Origin of the sequence: endosymbiont of Ridgeia piscesae (assembly GCF_001443665.1) — a bacterium.
GTDB lineage: Bacteria > Pseudomonadota > Gammaproteobacteria > Chromatiales > Chromatiaceae > Endoriftia > Endoriftia persephonae.
Genome location: NZ_KQ557141.1, coordinates 1 through 23,334, shown reverse-complemented (window position 1 = coordinate 23,334; position 23,334 = coordinate 1). Strand labels below are relative to the sequence as shown.

General features: G+C 63.6%; 16 protein-coding genes. 12 read left to right on the top strand and 4 right to left on the bottom strand.

What is annotated here, in order from left to right:
* Positions 1-61 precede the first annotated feature (61 nt).
* From Ga0074115_RS12430 to metG, 11 genes are all read left to right on the top strand, one after another.
* Positions 62-1,189, top strand: coding sequence for a hypothetical protein (locus Ga0074115_RS12430; protein WP_057956776.1), 1,128 nt, complete (start codon positions 62-64; stop codon positions 1,187-1,189).
* Entirely contained in the window at positions 1,189-1,773 is a 585-nt protein-coding gene (locus Ga0074115_RS12425) for a hypothetical protein (RefSeq protein ID WP_057956777.1), read from the top strand. Before Ga0074115_RS12430 ends, Ga0074115_RS12425 begins: the two co-directional genes overlap by 1 nt.
* 30 nt (positions 1,774-1,803) lie before the next feature.
* Positions 1,804-3,570 carry an OmpA family protein gene (locus Ga0074115_RS12420; protein ID WP_057956778.1) on the top strand — a complete coding sequence of 589 codons (1,767 nt, stop codon included), beginning with the start codon at positions 1,804-1,806 and terminating at the stop codon, positions 3,568-3,570.
* 10 nt (positions 3,571-3,580) lie between these two features.
* Positions 3,581-4,048 (top strand): hypothetical protein, encoded by a 468-nt coding sequence (locus Ga0074115_RS12415; protein WP_057956779.1) that lies wholly within the window; start codon positions 3,581-3,583, stop codon positions 4,046-4,048.
* A 35-nt stretch (positions 4,049-4,083) separates the two neighbouring features.
* Complete coding sequence (locus Ga0074115_RS12410; protein WP_057956780.1) at positions 4,084-4,854, top strand: hypothetical protein; 771 nt, start codon at positions 4,084-4,086, stop codon at positions 4,852-4,854.
* Between the two features lie 39 nt (positions 4,855-4,893).
* Complete coding sequence (locus Ga0074115_RS12405) at positions 4,894-5,457, top strand: hypothetical protein (RefSeq protein ID WP_057956781.1); 564 nt, start codon at positions 4,894-4,896, stop codon at positions 5,455-5,457.
* A gap of 3 nt (positions 5,458-5,460) precedes the next feature.
* A complete protein-coding gene (locus Ga0074115_RS12400) occupies positions 5,461-6,402 on the top strand; it encodes a hypothetical protein (RefSeq protein WP_060528577.1) in 942 nt (313 codons plus the stop codon).
* Positions 6,399-7,055 carry a hypothetical protein gene (locus tag Ga0074115_RS12395; RefSeq protein WP_057956782.1) on the top strand — a complete coding sequence of 219 codons (657 nt, stop codon included), beginning with the start codon at positions 6,399-6,401 and terminating at the stop codon, positions 7,053-7,055. Before Ga0074115_RS12400 ends, Ga0074115_RS12395 begins: the two co-directional genes overlap by 4 nt.
* Positions 7,052-8,242, top strand: coding sequence for a PASTA domain-containing protein (locus Ga0074115_RS12390; protein WP_057956783.1), 1,191 nt, complete (start codon positions 7,052-7,054; stop codon positions 8,240-8,242). Before Ga0074115_RS12395 ends, Ga0074115_RS12390 begins: the two co-directional genes overlap by 4 nt.
* Positions 8,243-8,261: 19 nt before the next feature.
* A complete protein-coding gene (locus tag Ga0074115_RS12385; RefSeq protein WP_060528576.1) occupies positions 8,262-8,939 on the top strand; it encodes a PASTA domain-containing protein in 678 nt (225 codons plus the stop codon).
* A gap of 153 nt (positions 8,940-9,092) precedes the next feature.
* Complete coding sequence (metG, locus tag Ga0074115_RS12380; protein ID WP_060528575.1) at positions 9,093-11,147, top strand: methionine--tRNA ligase; 2,055 nt, start codon at positions 9,093-9,095, stop codon at positions 11,145-11,147.
* Here metG and Ga0074115_RS12375 read toward each other — a convergent pair.
* Together Ga0074115_RS12375 and Ga0074115_RS12370 are read right to left on the bottom strand one after the other, a co-directional pair.
* On the bottom strand, positions 11,140-11,367 hold the full coding sequence (locus Ga0074115_RS12375) for a hypothetical protein (RefSeq protein WP_057957160.1): 228 nt from the start codon (positions 11,365-11,367) through the stop codon (positions 11,140-11,142). The genes metG and Ga0074115_RS12375 overlap by 8 nt on opposite strands.
* Positions 11,368-11,396: 29 nt before the next feature.
* Entirely contained in the window at positions 11,397-11,639 is a 243-nt protein-coding gene (locus tag Ga0074115_RS12370) for a hypothetical protein (RefSeq protein ID WP_157292768.1), read from the bottom strand.
* A 71-nt stretch (positions 11,640-11,710) separates the two neighbouring features.
* On the opposite strand from Ga0074115_RS12370, the gene Ga0074115_RS12365 reads away from it, so the two are divergent.
* The gene (locus Ga0074115_RS12365) at positions 11,711-11,881 is read left to right on the top strand and encodes a hypothetical protein (RefSeq protein ID WP_157292767.1); all 171 of its coding nucleotides are present in this window, start codon (positions 11,711-11,713) and stop codon (positions 11,879-11,881) included.
* Positions 11,882-11,937: 56 nt separating this feature from the next.
* On the opposite strand, the gene Ga0074115_RS17120 is transcribed toward Ga0074115_RS12365, so the two are convergent.
* Together Ga0074115_RS17120 and Ga0074115_RS17115 are read right to left on the bottom strand one after the other, a co-directional pair.
* Entirely contained in the window at positions 11,938-12,063 is a 126-nt protein-coding gene (locus Ga0074115_RS17120) for a hypothetical protein (RefSeq protein ID WP_269747075.1), read from the bottom strand.
* 42 nt (positions 12,064-12,105) lie between these two features.
* The gene (locus Ga0074115_RS17115) at positions 12,106-23,178 is read right to left on the bottom strand and encodes a glycosyl hydrolase (RefSeq protein ID WP_060528574.1); all 11,073 of its coding nucleotides are present in this window, start codon (positions 23,176-23,178) and stop codon (positions 12,106-12,108) included.
* Positions 23,179-23,334 lie beyond the last annotated feature (156 nt).

Below are 23,334 nucleotides of genomic sequence, written 5' to 3'. Positions count from 1 at the left end.
TTCCCAATCTTTGGCCTAGAGTTCCCAATTAGGCGATTTTCAATCCCAACTGGGGCCAAAGATGGATGAGATGACTCAAGGGACGCTTCACCCCGGTGAAGCCCGTCACTACCGCATCCTGATCAAGTCGGTCGGTTCGGCACCGCCAGCCACCGCCGCCGCACTCGCCAAGGGCCTCGGCCTACCCACCGCCGCCGTCATCTCGCTCCTCTACCGTGCACCCGCCATACTGGTCGACCAGATCGATAAGCCGACTGCCCAGCAGATGCTCGTACTGCTCAGCGAGATCGGCTACGAAGCCGAGCTGCAGCCCACCAGCAGCGCCGCACCAGACCTCGCCCCGCTCTACGATGTCGCGATCTACATCACAGAGGCCCGGCAACTTCCCCATGCGGTAACCACCCTGGCCAACTTCGGTGGCCTCTCTGAGGCAGATGCCAGCAACATGATCATGTCACCACCTGGGGTGGTGCTCGGTTCCGTCAGTGAAGCCACGGTACGCGCCTTTGCCGAACAGATAGGGGATGGCGTTGCAATCGTCTCATCCCAACCTAAGACAGCCCACTACCACCTGTTCCTGGCCGATGGCCCATCACTGGTGCGCAAACGCATCATCGAGGCGATCACAGAGGCGGGCATCCCGACAGTAGACGACAGCGGGCTGATCGCCACCGATCTCGACCACACCACCGCCCAGACGCTCTGGCAGCGTTATCAGGCCAGCGGCCTGCTGCGCATCGTCAACCGTGACTTCCTGCGTTTCGACCTGGTACTGCAGGAGTCGCAGGGCAATGATGATCCCACTCCGCAACAACTCGCAGCCCTCGAGCAGCTGGCCGGTGTCCCGGTAGAATTGGCCGAAGCGGTGTTTCGCTCACCGCCGATCACCCTGCTGGAGGCGATCCCCCATGCCGAGATCGGCGAACGCATGGCCGCATTCGACGCGGTGGGACTGTCGCTGCGCGCCGAACTGATCACCTTCCAGAACCTCGGGCTGCAGGTACTCTCCCTCTCCGACCAGGCTGTACTACAGCGAACTCTGGAAGAGTTTGGCCTCCACCAGCCAGGCAGCAACCTGCCCCCTCCACCGTTTCAGATCCCCGGCGTGATGCCGGAGCTACAGGCTCGCATCCTGCGCGCAGCACTGGAAGACACCGGCGCGCGGATCGCCTTCGCTGAGGCTGCCTGATGAACACCCCCAGCGCCCACCAACTGCACCTGTCGATTGCCGAGGCTGGCAAGCTGCTGGCACTGAAGGGCAACCACACCGAGGCCCTACAGCACTATCGCGAGGCGCTGCGCCTGGCGGTATCCGCCAAAGCACCGGAGGTCTTCTTCCGCCACTACACCCAGTGTGTATTGGAGAGCCTGGAGCTGACCGATGCCTATGACGAGATCATCCGCTTCTGCCAGGATGCAGACACCCACTATGCCAAACTTGGCCTGCACAGCAGTCTACACCGCCGCGACCACGGCTCGGTGCTGGAGCGGCTCGGCCTGGTCTATCTAAAAAACGGCAACCCGCAGGCCGGGCGCGAGGCGCTACAAAAGGCCTGCGAGCACGCCGGCGCCGGCGTGCTGCCACTCAGCGAAGAGTTGCTCGGCTGGCTCAGGCGCGGTTTCAGCATCGACAAGGCACGCCTCCTGCGCAGCCAGCAACGCCACCACTATTTCGTGGTGCGTCCTGATCAGGTCGATGGCAGACGTGCAACCCCTCTCTCATCCACCCCACAGAGTGCAGTCCCTGACCCCGCAAAGGCCCTGACCGGGTGACCCATCACCCGTTTTGCAAAGGAGAAGACCATGGCTGACTACGATGGACTGACACCCGGGCAGGTATTGGCCGATGCCAGTGTCGCCGAGTTCATCAAGAGCCTCGGGCTCGGTATCGCCGAGGCACAGAAGGCACTAGACGAAAACTCGGTCGATCAGATCGCCGAGTTCATCGAGCCACGCGAAGGGCTGGGCGGTAAAACCCTGCTTGACCTAGGACTCTCACCAGCCTTCTACCACTACCAACACGCAGACATCACCTGTTCGCTGCAATTGAGCCTGCGGGTCGAAAAAAACCTGAGCCTGAGCCTGAACCTGAGCGGATCGCTCAACGACACCACGACGAGTTCTGGCAGCAGCAGCGAAAGCGAGAGCAGCAGTGAAAGCGGCTCCAGCAGCCGCACCGAAACACGCCAGGCAAATGTAGAGATCACCTCAACCTCCAGCGGCGTACTCACCGTCGGTGGGCAGAACTTCCCACTGACCGGAACCTCACCCCGGGAGCGCATCCGCAACCTGCAGAATGCCCTCACCAGCAGCGACAGCGCCGGGATCGCCCGGGTGCTCTATCAGCTTGAGCCATCACCCCTGACGATCACCACTGATGCTGCGGCAGACAAGGTGCAGGTCACCGCGAATACCGTAGCCTTCCTCTCCGGCGGCTTCGACAGCGGCATCCTGCGGATCGGCACCGATGCTGACACCGTCTACACCCTCGACGACTCGCCTGCAACCAGCGCCACTAGCACCGCACAGGGTTCACTGGCCAGCTACGCGGCGCATGTAAAGACCCAGATCGAGGCGCAAGGATACGACACGGACCTGTACGCACCAGACGCAGTGCTCTTCCGCACCTTCTTCGAGACCGGACAGCATGACGTACCTGACGCCCAACTGCTCGGCCTGATGCGCATGGCGCTCGCCATGAAACAGATGAACTTCCAGATCACCATCGAAGGTTTTACAGACCGTCAGCACTACGCCAACCGCGCCCGCTCGGACGCACTGAACCGCCAACTCGGCGATAATCGCGCTCGGGAGGTGCGGGATATTCTGCTGGCCAATGGTGCACCGCCAGCTCTGATCACCCTCCCCCCCTCCCGCGGCGACACTGCCGCCGCCGAGGCGGGCGACACAGTCGGGCAGAACAACCAGGCGTTCCGCAAGGTCGAGATCAAGACCCCCGGCCGCACTCACCACTGGCTGTTCGTCTATGCCCGCAGTGGCGGCCCCAACCTCAACGCCGTCGCCCCCAACAAGATTGGCGACAATAGTGCTGATAACGGCTTCATCTACCTTTACAAGCCGAGCCCGCTCGCCCTCACCGGCAACAAAGTGACCATCGATGGCACCAACTTCCCCTTCCGTAACAGCGCCGCGGGAGGGCACCCCGTCGACAGCCCGGAAGCCTACGCCAAGAATCTAGCCGACGACATCAACGCCAGCGCCAGCGCCGGCCTGAAGGCCTCGGCGGCCGGCAACGTGGTGACGGTCAGTAAGGATGGAGACAAGTTCCGCCTGACCCTGGTGACCGCCACGACGCGGCAGATCAGCCTAACGGGAAGCAGCGGGGTGACGGTGACCGAGCAGTTCTCCCGTTCCCGCAGCTCCAACCTGACCCGGCAGCACAGTGGCAACCGCACCGTTGCGGTGGGAGCCTCGCTCGACGTGCGTTACTCACGGCAGTTCGAGATGAACGTCACCGGCAACTCCTCGATCTCCGCCCGGCTGGTCTCGATCCCGGCTCCGCCGCAGTTTCTAGAGACGATCCAGGACTTCCTGAAACAGCAGGATTAAGGGGACGATCATGGCAGAGACTCCTCCGGTCACCCGCGCGCTGGTCAGCGCACCACTGCCCCAGATCATCGAAAAACTGGGGCTGGCCATCGCCCAGGCGCAGTACGCCCTCGACACCAACTCGGTGGAAGTCGCCAAGCTCATGTCCGAGACCGAGGTGGAGATCGGCGACAATAGCTACAATCTGCTCAGTCTCGGCTTTCAGCCCAGCTTCTACGCCTTCACCGAGGCGACAGTGGAGGCGAAGCTGAGTTTCACCATGACCGAAACCACCGAGACTTCAGTGAAGGTCGGTGTGACAGCCGGAGTAAGCTACGGGGTCTTCATGGCCGCCGCCTCCATCGACGTCGCCTATGCACGCAAGTTCTCCGTTTCCACCGAGGGCGCCAGCTCGATCGCCGCTCGGCTGGTCTCACTGCCGCCCCCCGACATCTTCAACCAACTTCTCAAACGCCAGTATGAGCAACCAATCACCTGAGATCCGCATGGCTCCATAGAGAAAGGAGAATTGACATGGCATCGATAGGACAGGAACTGCTAAACGTCCCGATGGGCGACATGATCCGTCAGATGGCCTTCGCCATCGCCGAGGGGCAGTACCAACTCGACGAGAACTCCATCAACGTGGCGGAGATGATGGGCGGCCTAACCACCGTCTACGATGAGGAGGGCAATGTCGCCTTTGACGACAGCCGGGTCTTCTTTGGCTACGAATATATGACCATGAAAGAGGCCAACGCCTTCGCCGTCGTAGACGACGCCCTCACCGGCACCATGGGCGACGACGTGATCAAATTGAGTGAAATACTCAGCAACATGCCAGGGTTCGATCCCAACAGCGACAGTGAGATCCGGGTCCCCACCCGTCTATCGATGTTGGAGCTGGGTTTTGCCCCGGTCTTCTATCAATTTGTCGACACCATCATCGAGGTGAAGATCGCCATCAAGATCACCCGCACCCGCGAATACAGCGTAACCCGGGGCCGCAAGACCACTGAACGCACCAACTCCCACCGCCGCAAACGCAGCTTCTGGGGCACCAAGCACTCTTCATCGAACCGCTCCCAGGTCTCCACCTCCCAGGTCGATGCCACCTACGCCTCGAAATACTCCTACACCGCCGAGGGGGCCAGCCTGTTGCGTACCAAACTCAGCCCGGTGCCACCACCACCGATGCTGGAGGAGCGCATCCGCGGCCTGATGGACAACGAAGAGACGCGCCGTCATGCCAGCCTGGAGAAGAAGCGCAAAGATCTGGGTCTGGATACGCCGCCGGCCCCCTGATTGGCGACCAAGATCCGCACTAGCAACGGAGAGTGACAGATGAGCGTCGGAACAGACCTTTTAAACGCCCCTTTCCCGGAGATGGTCAAGACCCTCGGCCTCGGCATCGCTGAGGCGCAGTATGAGCTCGACCTGGTCTCGATGAAGATCGCGCGGATGATGGCGGGCTACCAGCCCGACGAAGAGCCCGAGGATGGCAGTGCCGCTACCGCCACAACCAGCCACCCAGAGCGCACCCTGCTGGTGCCGCTAGGCGACGGTCACCAGTACAGCCTGCTGGAGCTGGGATTCACCCCCAACTTCTACCAGTTTGTCGACACCATGATCGAGCTGAAGATGTCGATCTCCATGTCCCGCGAGACCAACATCTCCCGCTCATCCACCACCGTGAATGCCAGCGTAGCAGGGGGTGGGTTTGCGTTCTTCGGTGCTGCCACAATGCGCGTCTCCACCGTCAGTGCCAGCTATGCATCAAAGTACCAATACTCGGCGGAGGGCAGCTCGCTGATGCGCACCAAGCTGGTACCGGTGCCGGCGCCAGCGCTCCTCGAGGAGCGCATCCGCGCCATGATCGCAGCCAGTTCACCCGCCCCTGGAGGCTGACCGATGCCCGGACGCACCTGGCGGGATCTGCAGCACAATCCCGCGCCCGGCCCCAGCGACCAGTCGGTCCCGGTCGGCGACAGAGCGGGTGGCACAGCACGGGCCGTGCAGCAGTCACCGCGGCTAGCCGCCCTGCTGCAACAACGCAAAGCCCTGGAGAGCCACCTGCACACCCTCACCTCCGGCGAAGGAGAGCCGCTCGACCCTCGCGATGCGGCACGCTTTCAGGTACCGAGCTTCGCTGAGCGCCGCACCCAACAGCGCGCCTGGGAGGCACATCGCGAGGCCCTGCAAAAACGCTCCACTGAGTTGCGAAGAGCAGCACGCAGTGGCAGCAGCCGGCCCGGCTCAGCAGCCCCCTCGACTAGCACCACCCGCTCCGACACAACCAGTCATGGCAGCTCGGTCAACCAGTGGCTGGCGCGCCGCGACACCCAACGCCAGACCCTGCGGGAGGCGGCACGGGACCGGCTATCGCCCCTCAACAACCTCGCCAATGTTGGCCGGCAACTACGCGGCTCGCTCTCCCGCACCTCTGCACAGCTGCGGAATCTCGATCGGCAGCTGGCCGAACATGGCCTTGATCAGGAGCGTGAGGAGCTGCGTAAACTCGGCGCCAACAAACTCTCCAAGGCCACCGCCCAGCTCGACAAATACACCAAGATGGCAGAAGCCCCGCAGCGTGCGGTGGAGAAAATCGATCAATTTTGGCAGGACCGTCAGCGGCAGATCAGCGGCGCAATGGACCAGACCGGGCCCTATGCAGAGCGCACGCGACGGCGCCTCTCTACCGACAGCGGCGGCTCTGGCGACCTGTTCGAGCGCATGCAGCGCAACCGCATGCGTGCACTGCAGCGGCGTCAGGAGCAGCGCCGTGAGGAAGAACGCGACCAGGCCCGCCGTGATCGCGCACGACGCAACCGCCAGGGAGCCTTAAGCAGATGAGCACTCCAAGCCGTTTCATTGCAGAATCACTGGAGGAGCTGCTGGTGTCGATCGCGGATGGCGTTCGCGAGGCGCAGGACGCACTCAATAGCGCCCCGCCACTGGATCGTTTCGGCCGCCCCCTGCCCAGCTACCACCTCCCCTATCTCGACTTCCAACTACAGGCCGCGATGGAGACAGTCAGCAGTAATAGCGGCGCAGTGCGACTGCGCATCATCCCACTCAATGGCAGCAACACTGCAACTCAAGAAATCTCCAGTACCCTCTCCGGACGGTTGGTGGCGGTACCGCCGGGTGAGGGCTTGCCGACACCGATCCTCAGCCTCTCATCAACTCGTGAGAACGCACGCCGCCACACCATCAGGGTCACAGCCAGCAACTCGGCGGGCGAGATCCTGGTCGGCCAGACGATTGAGCTGAATCTCAACATGGAGGCCTCCAAGCAGCTTTCACTGATCCAAGGCATCACCCTCACCAGCCAGCGGGCCGGCACCCGGCTGGCCGATGCGCTGCTGGTAACCGACGAAACCGGCAGTGCCGAGACGCGCTTCGATATCGACCCCGGCATCCCCGCCAAGGCGGTGTTGGTGGTAAGCGCTGAGCTTGGCAGCGAGGTCGCCCATCTGAGCCTGCCGGCGGGAGGTGGCGCATGAAGGTCATCGAGGCGTTCGCCCGCATCCTCAGCGATGAGGGCGCAGATGCTGTGGGGGTCACAGTCAATCTCGAGGTCTATGTGCTCAGCTCACGGCGCTGGGTGCGGCTCGCCTCGGCCAAATCAGCAGCCAAAGGCATCTGGCAGGCCAAAGCGACTCGTCTGCGCTCGGGCGCCTTCTATGCCCCAATGCTGCGTCTGACAGAAGCGGGCAATCCGGCACCGCGGGTACTGGCACAGTCGGGCAAGCTCAGCTACAACGCCACCAGCCAGGTGCTGAGTGTCGATTTCGGTCAGGTGGAGCGGCTCGCAGAGACCGCCTATCCGCTGAGCGCCTCGAACACCCGCTTCAGCCGGATCCAACATACCGTAGCCGGTCAGGCGAAACGGGCCGAAGTCTCCAGCGCCACTCTGATGCGCAATATAGCCCTTGCATCCAACATCAACCTGTCACGCACCACCGCGGCAAGCACCGGCAATGCAACAGTTGCGACAGGCAACACCACACTCCTCGATACCTACAACGCTGAGGTACTGAAGCTCAGATCAAACGAGGCAAAGCTGCAATCTCAGCTCAGCCAGAAAGATCAACTACTCGCCACACGCCAGCAGGATCTGAGCAAGGCCAGCAGCCGCATCGCAGAGCTGGAGAGCACGCTCGCCAAAAGCCTGGCTAACGAGGCCAAGCTGAAGGAGGAGAACGCGAGCTTCAGTGCCGCAGCCAGCCACAAGGCGCCGATCCAGGACATCGCGACCAACATTGGTGCCGAGGTCGATGCCGCAAACCGGCGACTGCGCGACGCACAACACGGCTATCGTTTTGGCAAGATCGAACTCGACCTGCGCGGCAGCGTCAGCGACGACGGTCAATCAATGGCGCTGGCAAGTCTGGTCGACCTGAGCCGGCTCAGCGCTGGCGTTGCCCTGCCCGGAGTGAAGCTGGAACTGCAGCCAAAGCGTGAGCGCCCCGTCACCAGTGACAACGTCAAGATACCCGATGTCAGCGGACTGACCGAGACTGCGGTACGGCGTCTGCTTCAGGCAGCCGGACTGCGTCTGGAACCCGTCAGCAAATCACTCGGCCCCAAACCGAAGATACCGGTCGGCCAGGCGATCCAACAATCGCCCAAAGCCGGCGCCGAGATTGCGCGGGGCGAGCGGGTGCTGGTGGTGTTTGCCGCGCCCTGATTGCAGAGGAGAGATAGAGATGAGTGGAGAGATCCGGGATCTGGTTCGCGATGTAGTGGCCTCGCCGCTGGGCGACATCATCGCCTCGGTGGGTGAGGGTGTAGCTGAGGCGCAACAGGCGCTGGATGACGGCGCGCTGGCCAAGACCCTGGAGATCTACTCCGAGGGCGGCGAGGCGGCACTCGCGCTACTGCGCGATATCGGCTACCGCCCCACTTTCTATGCGCTGCCTGAGGCCACCGGCGAGGTGCGGGTCTCTCTGCACCTGGGTCGATCGACACAGGGCGGCGCAACGCCGACATCCGCAACCGCGCCACAACCTGCGGTCGCGACACAACTCTCGCGGATCGGCCGCAATCTCGGTATCAGGCCGCGCCTCTACGCGACACCGGTGGATGCCGGATACGCCAACCGCTACGGCTACCAGGCCAACATCAGTGCAAAACTGACCTTTAAAATCGTCCCGGTTCCGGCGCCTGAGGGGGCCGACGAGCTGCGCAAGATGCCGAACCTGGTCGACCGCAGCCTCACCGAAAGCCGCACCATCGCCGACTCACTCGGCCTGGAGATCCGCCTGCAAGACAGCCAGGGCGACCCGCTCGATACAGCAGATGAAACCAGCCTGGTCACCGCCCAGCAACCGGCTGGGGAGCAGATTGTGCGCCTTGGGGATGAGATCCTCCTGACTCTCGGTTGAACTGCGCCCCCCCCTTCACCAGATCAACCTGAGCCGCTGAAAACGGTTCAGGTTCAGCACGTTCCCTCTCATCCCATCAGCCGCTTTGTGGCATAATGCGGCGCTTTCAGCGGCCCAACGGCCTGATCAAACCGCTCCCGGAAACTGACGCAGATGAACGCCACACCTCGCAAGATTCTCATCACCAGCGCCCTGCCCTACGCCAATGGACCGATCCACATCGGCCACCTGGTGGAGTATATCCAGACCGACATCTGGGCCCGCTTCCAGAAGATGCGCGGCCACCAATGCCACTATGTCTGCGCCGATGACGCCCACGGCACACCGATCATGCTGCGCGCCCGCCAGGAAGGAATTGAGCCGGAGGCGCTGATCGCCCGGGTTAGTGAGGAGCATCAGGCCGACTTCGCCGCCTTCCGCATCGGCTTCGATAACTACCACTCGACCCATTCCGAAGAGAACCGCGAGCTCTCCAAGACAATCTATGAACGCAACCGGGACGCCGGCCATATCGCCAAGCGCATGATCACCCAGGCCTATGATCCAGTGGAGAACATGTTTCTGCCCGACCGCTTCATCAAAGGTACCTGTCCTAAGTGCGGCGCCGAGGATCAGTACGGCGACAACTGCGAGGTATGTGGCGCCAGCTACTCCCCGGCGGAGCTGAAGAACCCGGTCTCGGCGGTCTCCGGCGCCAAACCGGAAGAGCGCGAGTCAGACCACTACTTCTTCAAGCTGGCCGACTTTGAGACGATGCTGAAACAGTGGACCCGTGCCGGCCACCTGCAGCAGGAGATGGCCAACAAGCTCGGCGAGTGGTTCGAGTCTGGCCTGCAGGAGTGGGACATCTCCCGCGACGCTCCCTACTTCGGTTTTGAGATCCCCGACCATCCCGGCAAGTTTTTTTATGTCTGGCTCGACGCGCCGATCGGCTACATGGCCAGCTTCAAGAACCTCTGCGAACGCACCGAGGGGCTGGCGTTCGACGACTATTGGCAGGCCGACTCCGACGCCGAGGTCTATCACTTCATCGGCAAGGACATCGTCTACTTCCACTGCCTGTTCTGGCCGGCGATGCTGGAGGGGGCCGGCTTCCGCAAGCCAACCGCAGTCTTCGCCCACGGCTTTCTCACCGTGGACGGGCAGAAGATGTCCAAGTCCCGCGGCACCTTCATCAAGGCCCGCACCTATTTGGACCACCTCAATCCGGAGTATCTGCGCTACTACTTCGCCGCCAAGTTGGGCGCCGGGGTCGACGACATCGACCTCAACCTGAAGGACTTCGCCCAGCGGGTGAATTCGGACCTGGTGGGCAAGGTGGTCAACATCGCCAGCCGCTGCGCCGGCTTCATCAAGAAGCGTTACGATGGCAGGCTATCCAGCCACCTCGCCGAGGCCGACCTGTTCAACCAGTTCGTCGAGGCGGGCGACAGCATCGCCGAGCGCTTCGAAAAGCGCGAGTTCAGCCGCGCAGTACGCGAGATCATGGCGCTGGCCGACCGGGCCAATCAGTACATCGACGAGAAGCAGCCCTGGGTGATCGCCAAGCAGGAGGGCAAGGAGCAGGAGCTGCAGGATATCTGTTCCGTGGGCATCAACCTGTTCCGGGTGCTGATCGGCTACCTGCGACCGATCCTACCCGCCACTGCCACCGCCTCCGAGGCCTTCCTGCAGGTCGAACCGCTGCTGTGGGACGACCTGCAGAACCCGCTGATCGGCCACCAGATCAGTAAATTCAAGCCGCTGATGACCCGGGTCGAAGAGAAGCAGATTGCGGCGATGCTGGAGCATTCGAAAGAGGATTTGAAGCAGCAGGCGACGCAGCAGAGCAAGCCGAAAAAGACTGCCACCGAAGGCCACCTGAGCAATGATCCCATTGCCGACACCATCGAGTTCGGTGACTTCGCCAAGCTCGACCTGCGCATTGCACGAATCGTTGAGGCCAACCATGTGGAGGGGGCAGACAAGCTGCTGCAGCTGACTCTCGATCTGGGCGGCGAGCAGCGCAACGTCTTCGCCGGCATTAAGTCCGCCTATCAGCCGGAACAGCTAGCGGGCAAGCTGACGGTGATGGTGGCCAACCTGGCGCCGCGCAAGATGCGCTTTGGCGTCTCTGAGGGGATGGTGCTGGCCGCCGGCCCGGGCGGCAAGGATCTATTCATCCTCAACCCCGATGAAGGCGCCGAGCCGGGGATGCGGGTCAAGTAGAGCGGTTTGCCGGCGGGGGGCATTGCTGGCCGCCGTGGTTGTCGGCCCACGCCAGCATGCCCAGCCCAGTGAGGTTGGTGGGGGTGGTGCAGCTATCCACCCGCTGGCCGCCGCCGTTGCCGCCACTGGTGAGGTCGTTGGCGTCGTTGACCTCCCTGCTCCAGACCACGCCCCCAGGGTAGTCCTGGTTGCCCAGGGCAAGAGGGTAGTAGTGGACCACGAAGTAGTCGAGGCAGTCGTCCGCCGCCGCTAGTGCCTTGGGGCGAAACCGTCCTCCTGGGTGAGGCCGCGCTGGCCCGTGAAGGCCACCTGAATGGAGGGGGCCACCGTCTTCATCTCGCGGCAGAAGCCGAGCCCCCCGTCGTGACCAGCGTCCCCCGCCATGTACTCGGTGCCGTCGTGGGTCCAGCTCTGCTCCCAGTCGCCGTAGATCTTGTTGCCGATCTCCCAGTAGCGGATGTTCCAATCGTTCTCACCGTTGCTGTAGCGCACCCAATCGGCCGCCTCCTGGGCCATAAACTGGCGGTGACCATCGCCTCAGCACCCACCCCTGGATGAACCGCATGAACTCCGCCGGGGGAGCGCAGCTGGGGCATGTCAGTGGCGCGGGTCTTGGCGATGCCATCGGCGTTGTAGTGCATGGCGCGCCAGCGCAGTGGGTACACGGTTATGGCGCGGCGGCCGGCCTGGACTCCGCCACAGAGTGCAGATCCTCCTGGATGCGCTCCTACTGAAGCTCGGTGCCGGCGCTGGTGTGGGGCTGCCAGTCGCGGCCCCAAGAGCGATCGCGTCAGTGGTTGTCCAACCCGTCCCAATAGATGTAGTGGTCCGGCAGGCGGCCATTGTCGGCCACCCGCGGGTTGGAGACGCGCAGCCGTTCGGCGCGGTTGTCGACGCCGTCACCGTCGCTGCCCAAGGAGGCGTCGGTGGGGTCGAGGCGGTTGAGGTCGTAGTTCTCCTACCAGGTATCGGAGAGGATGTCGTTGCCACCAGCGTCCGTGTCGCTGCTCTCGCTGGGGACGCCATCGCCGTCGTTGGCGATGCCCAGATAACGCATCAGCGCCGCGTACTTGGGCGAGCTCTCCTGCTCCAGATACTCCAGTGCCCCCCAACTGCCCCACTTGCTGGGGCGGCCGATGTCGCTGAAGTTCATGAACAGCGCCCCGCCACGGGACTCCCATCCCGCCAGGTAGCGGTCGTAGAGAGTGCCCATGCGCGGATCGCGGTTGGCGGCGATAAAGAGGTCGGTGAGGGCCTGGTTGTTCTCCAGCCCCAACACCCCCACCAGGTGCTGCCCCCCCTCATAGCTGTAGAGGGGCAGGCCGTACTGGGCCGCTAGGGCGATATGGGTGTCGATGGCGGAGAAGGTGGCCGCCAGTTGCCCGCCGGGGGGGCCATCGCTCAGCTCGCCGCCCTGCTCCAGTTGATTGAAGAGCCTGGTCAGGCCGCCGTCGGCCTCCTGGGTCCAGGCCTCTACCTCGGCCTCGTAGCGGGCCAGCCCCAGGTTGTCGATGTAGGGGGCGATGGCGAGGGCGTCAATGCCGTGGTCGATGCAGGGGCCTTCGTCCCAGAGGGGGCACTCCAGAGCCTGCTCGGCGACCCGGCTCCAGGCCGCCTGGGCCCCCATGACGCAGGTGACGCGGTAGGCGTCGTTGCCCCACACCTGCTTCCAGAGATGGCAGATCTCGGCGGTGCGCTTGCCGAACCAGTTGAGCAGCTTGGTGTGACCGTCGGCTACCGCGTCGGGCCAGAGCGCCTCGCCTTGGGAGCGCACCCAGCCGGACTGCTCGAACTGACCGTTCCACACCTCGTTGGAGTACTCCAGGTAGACCCGCAGGGTGGGGTCGAGCTGCTCCTTGGCCAGGCGCGCAAATTGGCGCACGAAGTCGTCGTCGGCCTGGTGCGGTAGGGTGAACCAGGGGGGGCGCTGGAGGGTGTTGGAGAGCTCGGTCATCACCTCCAGGGGTACCCCGTAGTCGGTGGTGTAGCGGGCATCCAGCGGCTCCGGCCGGTCGGCCCACCGCCCCAGGGGGGAGTTGTTGGTGCGCATCATGTCCATGAAGCGCAGCACCTGGTAGGGGCGGGTCTTCTCCAGGAAGGCGGGCTTGAACAGCGGCACCGGGTCGCCACTGGCGGCCAACTCCTCGGCCAACGCCTCGGGGATGATGCGGATGTTGCGGATGTAGTCGCCCGTGCCATCGGGGTCGGTGGCGGCGATGGTGAGGGTCGCCGACTCACCCGGATCGAACACCACCAGGTGGCGGCCGGGGCTCGATTCCGCATCGATCTTGTGCGCCCCCAGGCCATAGGTCATGGTCCCGGCGCCGTCATAGAGCACCACATAACGGCCGCCGGGGAATTGGGGATAAAAGGCCCAGTAGGTGGTGACGCGAGTGAAGATCGGGTCGTCCGCCGGGGCCGGCATGGAGCGCACCCAGCCGTGTTCGTCCAGGTCCAGCAGCGCCTGCTCTCCAGTATCCCATGAGTTCTCCGCGCTGCAATCGGGCTCGGGCTCATTGGCCCAGAAGTCGCATTGGGTGAGCCATTCGCGCGACATCTTGAAGAGGTCGATGAAGGGGGACTGGCTGGTCCAGTCGACGATGCCACCCAGGTTGCCGCCCAGGCGCGGTGGTGGCCCCTGGTCGCGGGTGGGGTCGGTGCGACCGGTGAACTCGGCCAGGTTGTCGATGCCGTCCCCGTCCGAGTCCTGGTGGGCGTCGTTGGGGTCGTTGGGGTCGAGGCCGAAGTGGCGTTCCCAGTCGTCGGCCATGGCGTCGCCATCCACATCCTCGTCGAAGATCTCCAGGCGCAGGGATTGGCGGATGGGGCGCAGCCCGGCACTCACGCTGACGATGGTGATCTGGACATTTTCGCGCCCCTCGATCAGCTCATCGTCCAGGGCGGTGAGGGTCACGCTGGCCGAGGTCTGGCCGGTGGGCAGGGTGACGGTGTGGCTCGCCAGGGTGTAGTCGCTCCCCTCCTGGGCGCCCCCCTGGAGGCCGAGCTGAACGGTGACATCACTCTCGTAGGGGCGGTCCAGGTTGACCAGCAGCGCGGCCGCCCCCCCCTGTTCGCTGATCTCGCCGGCGGAGAGGTCGAGGGAGACCACCGACTCATAGGGGGTGCCGTTGAGGTAGCCCAGCAGGGCGTCGTACTTGGGCGAATGGGTGTCGGAGAGGTTCTCCAGGGCCGACCAACTGCCGTACTGGCTAAAGGCACCTATGTCCTTCTGGTGCATGAAGAGGCCACCGCCGCGCGCCGCCCAGCCGTCCAGCAGGTCGGTGTAGGCGCGCCCCATGCGCGGGTCGCGGTTGGCGGCGATGAAGAGCTGGGTGATGGGTTCATTGTAGATCACCGCGCCGTTACCGGCGATGTGTTCGCCGCCGCGCGAGCCCACTAGCGCCATCCCGTAGCGGTCGGCCACCGCCTTCTGCGCCTCCACGTCTTCCATCACCGCGGCCAGGGCGCCGCCGGGTGGGCCATCTTGGATCAGCCCCCCCTCGTGCACCTCGCGGAAGAGGCTGGTTAGGCCGCCGTCGGCCTCTTGGGTCCAGGCCTCCACCTGCTGCTCGTGGGTGGTGATCCCCAGGTAGCCGCCGAACTGGGGGGTGATGGCGAGGGCGTCGAGGCCGTGGCCGGCGCAGGGGGCGCCCTCCCACAGGGGGCACTCCAGGATCTGCTCACTGATCCAGCTATTGCCGATCTGGCTCTCCACCACGCAGTGGACCCGCCCCGCGCCATCGGCCCAGACCGATTTCCAGATGTCGCACATTTCGGCGGCGCGCTTGCCGTACCAGTAGAAGCGCTTCTGCAGGTCGCTCTCGCTGGCCTCGGGCCAGGCCGCTTTGCCCTGCTCCTCGATCCAGCCCCCATTGGCGCTGAACATGAAGTCGTGGGCATACTCCAGGTAGACCGGCAGATCGGGCCGCAGCCGGTCCCGCACCAGGGTGGCGAACTGGCGCACATAGTCGTCATCGGCGTTGTGGGGCATGTTGAACCAGGGGGCGGCGTCCGCCGCGTCGGCCAGCGCCACCATCACCTCGGCGGGCACGCCCTCCTCCCCGGCGTAGCTCAACCTGTCCATCAGCGGGCGCTCGGCCCAGGTGGCGGGGGGGGCGTCATCGATGCGCATCCAGTATTTGAAGTTCAGCACCTGAAAGGGGCGGGTGCGCTCCAGGAACTCCGGGTTGAAGAGCGGCAGGGGGTCGACCGTCTCGAAAGCCTCGGGGATGAGGCGCATGTTGCGGATGTAGTCGCCAGTGCCATTGGGGTCGCTGGCGCGGATGCGCAGGTGGAAGCCACCGTTGGCCCGGTCCAGCATCACCACATGGCGCCCCGGCCTCGACTCCTCCTCGATCAGGCGCATCCCGCCCAGGTACTCCAGGGTCCCTTCGCCGTCGTAGAGCAGCAGATAGCGCCCGGCGGGGAACTGGCGCGGCACGTCCCAGTAGGTGGCCACGGAGGTGTAAACGGGGTCCGCCCCGGGGGCGGGTACGGAGCGCACCCAGCCGTTCTCGTCCAGATCCAGCAGCGCGTTTTCGCCAGTGTACCAGGCGGTATCGCCGGTGCAGCCGGGGTCGGGATTGTTCACCCAGTAGTCGCACTGGGTGAACCAGGGGCGCGCTACCTTGAACAGATCGATGAAGGGGCGCTGGCCGCTCCAGTCGCGCACGTCGGTGAGCACGGTGCCGAGGCGATGCTCCCCAGTCGGGGTGGAGCTGGGGTCGGTGGGGTCGCTGTTGGCCTGGAACTCAACCCGATTGGAGAAGCCGTCACCGTCGACATCACTGGTGGCATCGCTGGCATCCAGGGGATTGAGGCCGTAGCGGAGCTCCCAATCATCGGGCAGGGTGTCGTTGTCGTCGTCGGCATCGAGGGCGTCCGGGATGCCATCGGCATCGTAATCCGGCAGCAGGTGTTCGATATGTGCCGCGGCCTGCTGACGCAGCCCGTCCAATTCTGCCTCGCTCCAGGCGTGGGGCCGATCGTGGCCGATCTCCATCGCATCGAGGGTCGCCTGCAGCCAGGCCTGGGCCTCTGCCTTGGCGGTCGAGTCGTCACTGGCGGCGATCTGCTGCTCCAGCTTCAGCAGGTAGCGGTAGTCGTCCACCGCCTCGCGGTAGCGCTCCAGCTCCAGGGTGTGGCGCAGGCTGCCGTCGGCGTGGGTGAAGACGGCGGCCTGTTCGCTTTCGCGACCGTCCAGGTCGTACCAGGGGTCGGCATGCACCGAGCTCCACATAAACTGCATGTGGCCCCGGCAGCCGAACTCCCGCGCCAGCTTGTACTGATAGACGCCCCGGTGGTAGCGGCTGCGCAAGTTGTAGGTGGCACACTCGCTGCCCCGATCGACGATGTGCTGCAGCCCGGCGGCGCTGTGGTGGGTGACATAGATACGGTCGACCACCCCGGCGAAGGCGGCGCGGGGATCGCTGGCCGGATCGGTGAGGCTGGAGAAGACGCTGGTGCGGCTCTGGGGGTCGGCTTGGTGGAAGGCCTGGGCGGCTGCCAATGAGTCCTGGATCGCCTCACCCTCAGGCTCGTCACCAACCGTGTGGATCAGCGACAGCCAGTTGTTGGCCGCGCCGTGGGACTCGATCGCCGCCAGCAGGTCGGCCAGCACCTCCACATAGGGTTTGCCATAGGCGCTGGTATCCTGAGTCGAGTAGGTCGAGAGCCCCTGGATGCCGATGCCGCCGTAGCTGTTGATCTCGCCGCTGTAGAGGCCCTGCAGGGCCGCCATGGTCTTGTCGGCCTGGCTGAAGTCGATCACCGGCTGGCCATCGCTGTAACCCTTGAACAGCGGGCCACCGATGCCGCCATCAACGCCGGTCATGCCGTAGCGGTGCAGCAGCGCGATCGAGGCCTGCAGCTCCGCCTCCTGCTTCGCCGCCACCTCGGGGAAACCGCTACCGGGGTATTGGGGCGCCAGCCCCAGGTAGCCCAGCGGCACATCGGCAGCGGGCAAGCTGTAGGGGCGGACCTCCACCGAGACCGGCAGCTCCTGGCTCTGGCCGTTGCTGAAGCTGAGGCGCAGGCTGCCCTCGATGGTGCCTGGGGCGAGTTCTGCCGGGGCGTGCAGATCGAACCAGAGGCGGCGCGACTGCCCGGCGGCCAGCTCCAGCGGCAGCTGCAGCGGGTCGAGGATGCGTGGCCGACTGGTGTAGACCGAGCCATCCTGGGTGACCCGGGAGAGCTTGTTGCGCACCTGGCTGGCCGTCACCTCCACCCCCGGTAGCTCCAGCACCGCGTCGGTCAGCTGCTGGGCCTGATGGGCATACAGGCTGATCGTCAGCGGCTCATACTCGCCCTGGGCCAGAGAGGCGCTGAGTGCGTCGACCTGCTCCGCGGCATCTGGCCAGTCGGTGGCATAGACATCCAGCGCCGAGCTGCGTTGGAACAGGGAGAGCGCACCATCCAGGGCGTTGCCTGTCGGTTTGACGTGTTGTGGCAGAGGTGGCGCAACCTGTTTATATTCGTAGCCATACTGCTGCTTCAGCTGCTGCCAGAGCTCGGCGAGAAAGGCCTCACCCCGGGCCGCCTCGCTGGTCGGATAGATCACCAACGCCGAGAGGGCCAGAGTGTAGGGGCTGTCGTTGCCCTCGAAGCGCAGGTTGAGCTGGCCGTCGCTGACCAGCACATCGAACTGCAATGGCTGGTAGCGAGCCGGGATGTAGCGCTGCCAGATGTCGTCACCGGGCAGATCCTCCGCGTCGTCGTGACGGTAGTATCTGGCCCAGAAATCGGCCACCGTCGGCTGTTCGTCCAGAACCTTCTCGCCCTCGGCGTAGACCGCCCGGTGTTCGTAGTTGGGGTAGTACTCCCAGTAGCCGGGGTCCTCCAGCACCATCCAGACGTGGTATTCACCGTCCGGCAGGTCGAAGTCGAGGCCGCCGCTGTTGAGGGAGATCCAGTCGCGCAGCAGGTTCTCCGGGTGGCGGCGATCCTCGGTACGTTTAATCTCCGCATCGGCAGAGAAGCCGTAACCGCGCTGGGCACGATAGCTGGTGGAGGCGTAGAGCGGCGTGAACTCGTGGAACAGTGGACTCTCGAGACTACCGACATCGAGCTTGATCAGACGTGGAAAGTCGTTGCTATAGGCAGGCTCAGGCTCCAGTCGCACATCATCGATGGTGAGGGCGACAGCGGCATCCGCGGCGGAGAGCACCAGCCGGGTGATGTTTGCCAGGTCGAGACGGCGGCGCTCCCTGATCACCGACTTCTCGCCGACAAAGATCTGCAGCGGCACCTGGATGGTGGAACGCCCCGGCGCGGCCACCGTGTACCAGTTGACCCGCGACCAGTAATCGTTGGACTTTACGTCGCGGATCTCGACATAGAAGCGCTGCGGCTCCGTCGAGGGGTTGTCGACCTCGAATCGCAGCCAGTCGGACGGGATACCCTGGGCGTTCCAGCCATCCAGGTAGCGGCCCGGCTGCAGCAGGACAGAGCGTTCACCATTGAGCGCCTGATCGGTGTAGTCCCAACCGCTCTGGATGAAGGGCGGCGTGCTGCCCTGCTCGAAGTCGGCCAGCAGCCGCGGCGCGGCGGCATGTTGCGGCTTGAGGCTGTCGATATCCACACCCTGCAGGCGCTGGCAGACCTCGCGCCCGGCAAAACTCTCATCGTCACAGTAGCCGTGCAGCAGGATCTCCTCAAAGCTGACCGGCGGGTTGTAGTCGAGAGGTTTGAGGCTGGTCTCGCCCAGGCTGAAGCCCTCCTCCGGCTGGGCGCAGGCCTCCACCAGGCTAAGGCTGACATCATCGACAAACAGGCTGCCGGGTCCGTAGTTGAAGAAGTAGAGGGTGACCTGATCCGCTTCCGGTACCCGGAACACCAGCTCCATCTGGCGCCTGGCGTTGTCCCCTTCCAGCAAGGTCTGGCTGATGGTCTCGCGGCTGGCAAACTCCAAGTAGAGCAGGCTGGTCTGGCCCCACAGCCCCTCACGCAGATCCGCCGAGGCCAGCTTGGCCCGCAGCCGGTAGGTGCCGACGGGCAAGCTCAGGTTCTGGTAGATTGCCGCCTTGGCCGGGCCATAACCCTGGATCAGCGCCGAGCGCTCGCCGGCAAATGCGGCCAGGTCGGTGTGGTTGAGCTGGATATCACCCTCCCAGCGGAAGTCGGTCCAGCCGGGGATATGCAGCGGGTCAGCATCGAACTGCTCCATCCCGCCGTTGGCGATCAGCTCCGCACCCGGCGCGCCGGTCAAACGGACCGGCAGCGCGATCTGGCTGCTGCGACCCTGCGCGTCGCTGACACTGAGACGGACGTGGGTCAGGCCACAGACCGCCCCCTGGGGGGTCAGGGTCAGCTGGGCACCATCCAGGCTGGCAGTCAGGTTGGCGTCATCGACTGACTCGATCGCCCAGCTCAGGCCCGCACCCTGCTCCAGATCGAGGGCCAGACCAGTCAGATCCAGGCTCCAAGCACCCGCTGCCATCGGCTGCACGATCTCGACAAAGTCGGCAGGATCGAACAGCGGGGCCAGGTCGTAATCGAGCCGATAGACCCGGCGACTGTTGGCCGGCAAGGTCTCGCTGAAGCTATCGGCCTGGCTCTGCAGGCTGCGCTGCTCGAACACTACCTCAACCAGGCTGTTGGCGCTCAGTCCTGGCAGCTGGGCGGTGAACAGCTGCTCGCTGTGGTGGTCGTTTCTCACCAGGATCAGCAGTCGGCCGTCAGTGCCCTTATGGATCGAGACATCCAGCGCCGGATTGGGAAACAGGCTACCCAGCGGATAGGCACGGCGGCTGGCCGCATCCAGCGGTCGCAGGTCGGCGCGGTCACCTAGGCCATCGCCATCGGAGTCGGCCTGGACCGGATCGGTGCCGAGCAGCGCCTCCTCCTGGTTCAACAGGCCATCGCCATCCTCGTCGTGGCGAATGGTCAGGCCCTCGAAGACGTAGCGGTAGCTGTCGTTGTATTGGGCATCTACATAGACGTTGACCCGGGCCGGCCCCTCCAGCAGGAAGGCGCCCGGTTCGGCCTGATTGATCTGCAGCCACTGATCGTTCTGATCGAGGATGTAGCCGCTGACCACTCCGTCCCGGCGCAGCAGGCGCAGCTTGCCGCTGGTCCTGCGCTGCGGAAAGCTGGCGCCCACACTCTGGCCCTGGTCATCCCACTGGTAGAACCAGGTGTAACCGGGGATGCCCGAGTGGATCTTGTGTTTGACGCTGACATGGCGGCCGTTGAGGGTCTGTTGGTCGAACCCATCGTCGGTGAGGCGCAGGATGAGGTTCGGCTGGTAGGCGTTTTCGGAGAACTGGCTGAGACTGGCGTACTCCAGGATCACCTCCAGGTCGCCACGATAGCTCTGCTCGCTGAGCAGGCCGGTGTGCTCGACCCCATTGGTGGCGGTGCGCTCAAACACCAACTGGCCATCGACCAGGCGGATGCCTGCCTCGCCCAGCAGGCTGAAGCCGGTCAGCACATCCAGATCACCCTCAAACTGTGCCTGACTCAGCAGCCTCGGGTTGCCGCTATCGGCAGGGATCAACTGATCACTCTGTACGGCTGTTCTGTAGGCGGAGTAGCCCTTCTCACCCGTGGCCACCGCCTCATCACCATAGCTGCCTGCAAAGATGGCCCAGTCGTACTCCTTGTCCTCGTTGAACCAGGAGAGCATGCCGATATTGTTTTGACTCAGATAGGCGAACAGCAGCTGAATCCAGCTGTTCTTTTCAGCCAGATTGGCGCCCGCATTGGTCTGTGCCGCCACCTCATTGATGGCAACGGGTTTGTCCGCGATGTTGCGTAGACGCCCCAGCATGTCATCGAACACCTGGGCCGGTGTGCGCCAGGTCTGATCGGCGGCACGACTGGCCCAGTTGTAACCGTCGATGCCGAGCCAATCCACATAGGCGTCCCCCGGATAGTAGTCTTCCGCGATCCAGCCATAGCTGCCGTGATCACTGGCATTGACCGACCAGACCCACTGCACATGTTCCCGGCCCAGGCCGATCGCCGTTGCCGCATCGTGGACATGCCGCCACATAGCGATATAGTCGGCCGGGTTCTCACCCACAGAGCGGGCCGACCAGGGATACCAGTCGCCATTCATCTCATGGGCAAGGCGGATATAGACCCGCCGGTCATCCGCCGTGCCAAACAGCGCGTCCGGGCCGCTGAGAAAGCCTTTCAGCCCGCTCATCCAACTGGCGAGGTAGGCATCATGGTCACCATTAGCGATATCCGCCTCGATGCTCTCCGGATCGACCCCATCCAGATAGGGTTCCCAGCTGATCAGCGGCACATTGCCGTTATTCCAGATATTGGGCAGTTGGTAGGTCACCAGATTGTTGCGCTGCGACTCGCCGAAGCTGGTGAAGAGGGTGACCACCGCGTGCTTCTTATCCTCCTGCCAGGCCTCCATGGCTTGCAGATCCGGGATCGCCCACCCCTGGTTGCCGTGGTAGACGCCCAACAATGTCTTGCCGGCACTCCCTTGGCCCGGAAACGCATTGGCATCCAGCGGGCTGGTTGCGGCATAGAACTCGCTCAGGTTGTAGAAGCCATCGCCATCCGCATCGAGACCAGCATCTGTTGCATCCAGGGAATCCAAACCATATTGGAGTTCCCACTCATCAGGGATCCCGTCATTGTCATCGTCGGGGTCCAGGCTATCCAGGATGCCGTCACCATCGGTGTCGGTCTGGTCCTGTAGCACGACATTGAAGCGGACCTCATCAACCCAGCCCTGGAAATTGCCGAACTTCAGCTCGATGTCACGCTGGTCGAACAGCTTGTCCTGATTGTCGTGGGCGACCTTCACCAGTTCCTCGCCGTCGACCTGCAGGATGTAGTGACTGCGGTTGTAGATCATTTGGACGTAATGCCATTCATGCGGGCGCAAGGCGTTGTCGATTGCATCGCCTGAATTCTGCGTCTTGCCCAAGTCAGCCCGGATATGGCTGGTCCAGTTGTAGCGAGTCAACTGCATACCGCTGCCCCAAGACTGGCGCAGGTAGAGAAGGTTCAGCACATCATCATTGACCGGTCCCAGGGAGTCGAAATAGAACAGCCCGTCGATAGTGACCTCGGCGACATCCTCATAGCGCTTGCCCTCGGGCAGGTAGTCGCTGATGTTGAAGCTGACTTGGGCCTGATCGCCGAAGCCGTCGAAGCGCAACGCGGAGCCCGCTGAATTCTGCATCCAGTACAAGTCGCCGTCATCAAAACGAGCATTGCCCGATAAGGTCAGGTCGGCCATCACCCCGTTGGCGTCCGCTAGGCTGCCGTCCAGATGGAACAGGGTGGAGGCACTGTCATCGGGGAACGGCTCCAGGGGAATATCCGTATTGCCGTAGTCGCGGGTGTTGATGCGGGTTTCGGCATACCAGCGGCGGCCTTCCGCGGTAATGACCTCGGCAGCCAGTTTCCACACGGGCCGGCTGAAATCCTGGCGCAGGAGGTAAGCGGGATCGGCGCTGACGGGTTGGTCGTTTTCATGCCAGAGGATCCGGTAGCTTTGGGGTTCGCCATTTTTGAACGCCAAAATGGGCCTAAACACCCCGTTCTCCACCTGTTCCACCGACAGGGTGAATTCAGGGTGGGGATACCGCTCGTCATCGCGGGGGGTCAATACCGCCAGGGCGGTCAGCATCCCCGCCATTTTCTCAATGGTGAACTCACCGTTGATGTTCCAGCCGTCATAGCTCTTTTCGAGCAGGCCGTAGACTTCACCCCCCGTATCCCAATCGGGATTATCCAACGGCCAGGTGTAATCGCCGATGTCCCGCTCGTAGGTGTTGCTCCAGCTATAGCCGGTCACCATGGGTGAAACCGGCAAGCCGGTTACGGGGGCTTCGATGCCATCGTGCAGCGATTCCTGGTCAACGGTTGAACGCAGGCGTTTATAGCCCATGCCCGTGATATAGGTCATGTTGGAGGGATTGGCGCCCAGGGTGAAATGGATCTGGTCCTGGGCCGTTTCCAGGTAATCCAGGTCACCGTAGAGTTCGTGGGCGAGCAGCAGATCCCAGCCGTAATCACTCACCGGGAAGAACCAACCCACCAGATTCCACCGTTTCACCGTTTCACCGTGCCGTTGACGAACAGGTCGTAAGGGGTTTCATTAGCGGCGTCCACATATTAATCGTTCCGAAAGTATTGGCAGTCTATTTTTGAACTTGCCAAAATATACTTTGTATCTGACATGCGGAAGAAACTCTTAATCAGCGAAGTGCGC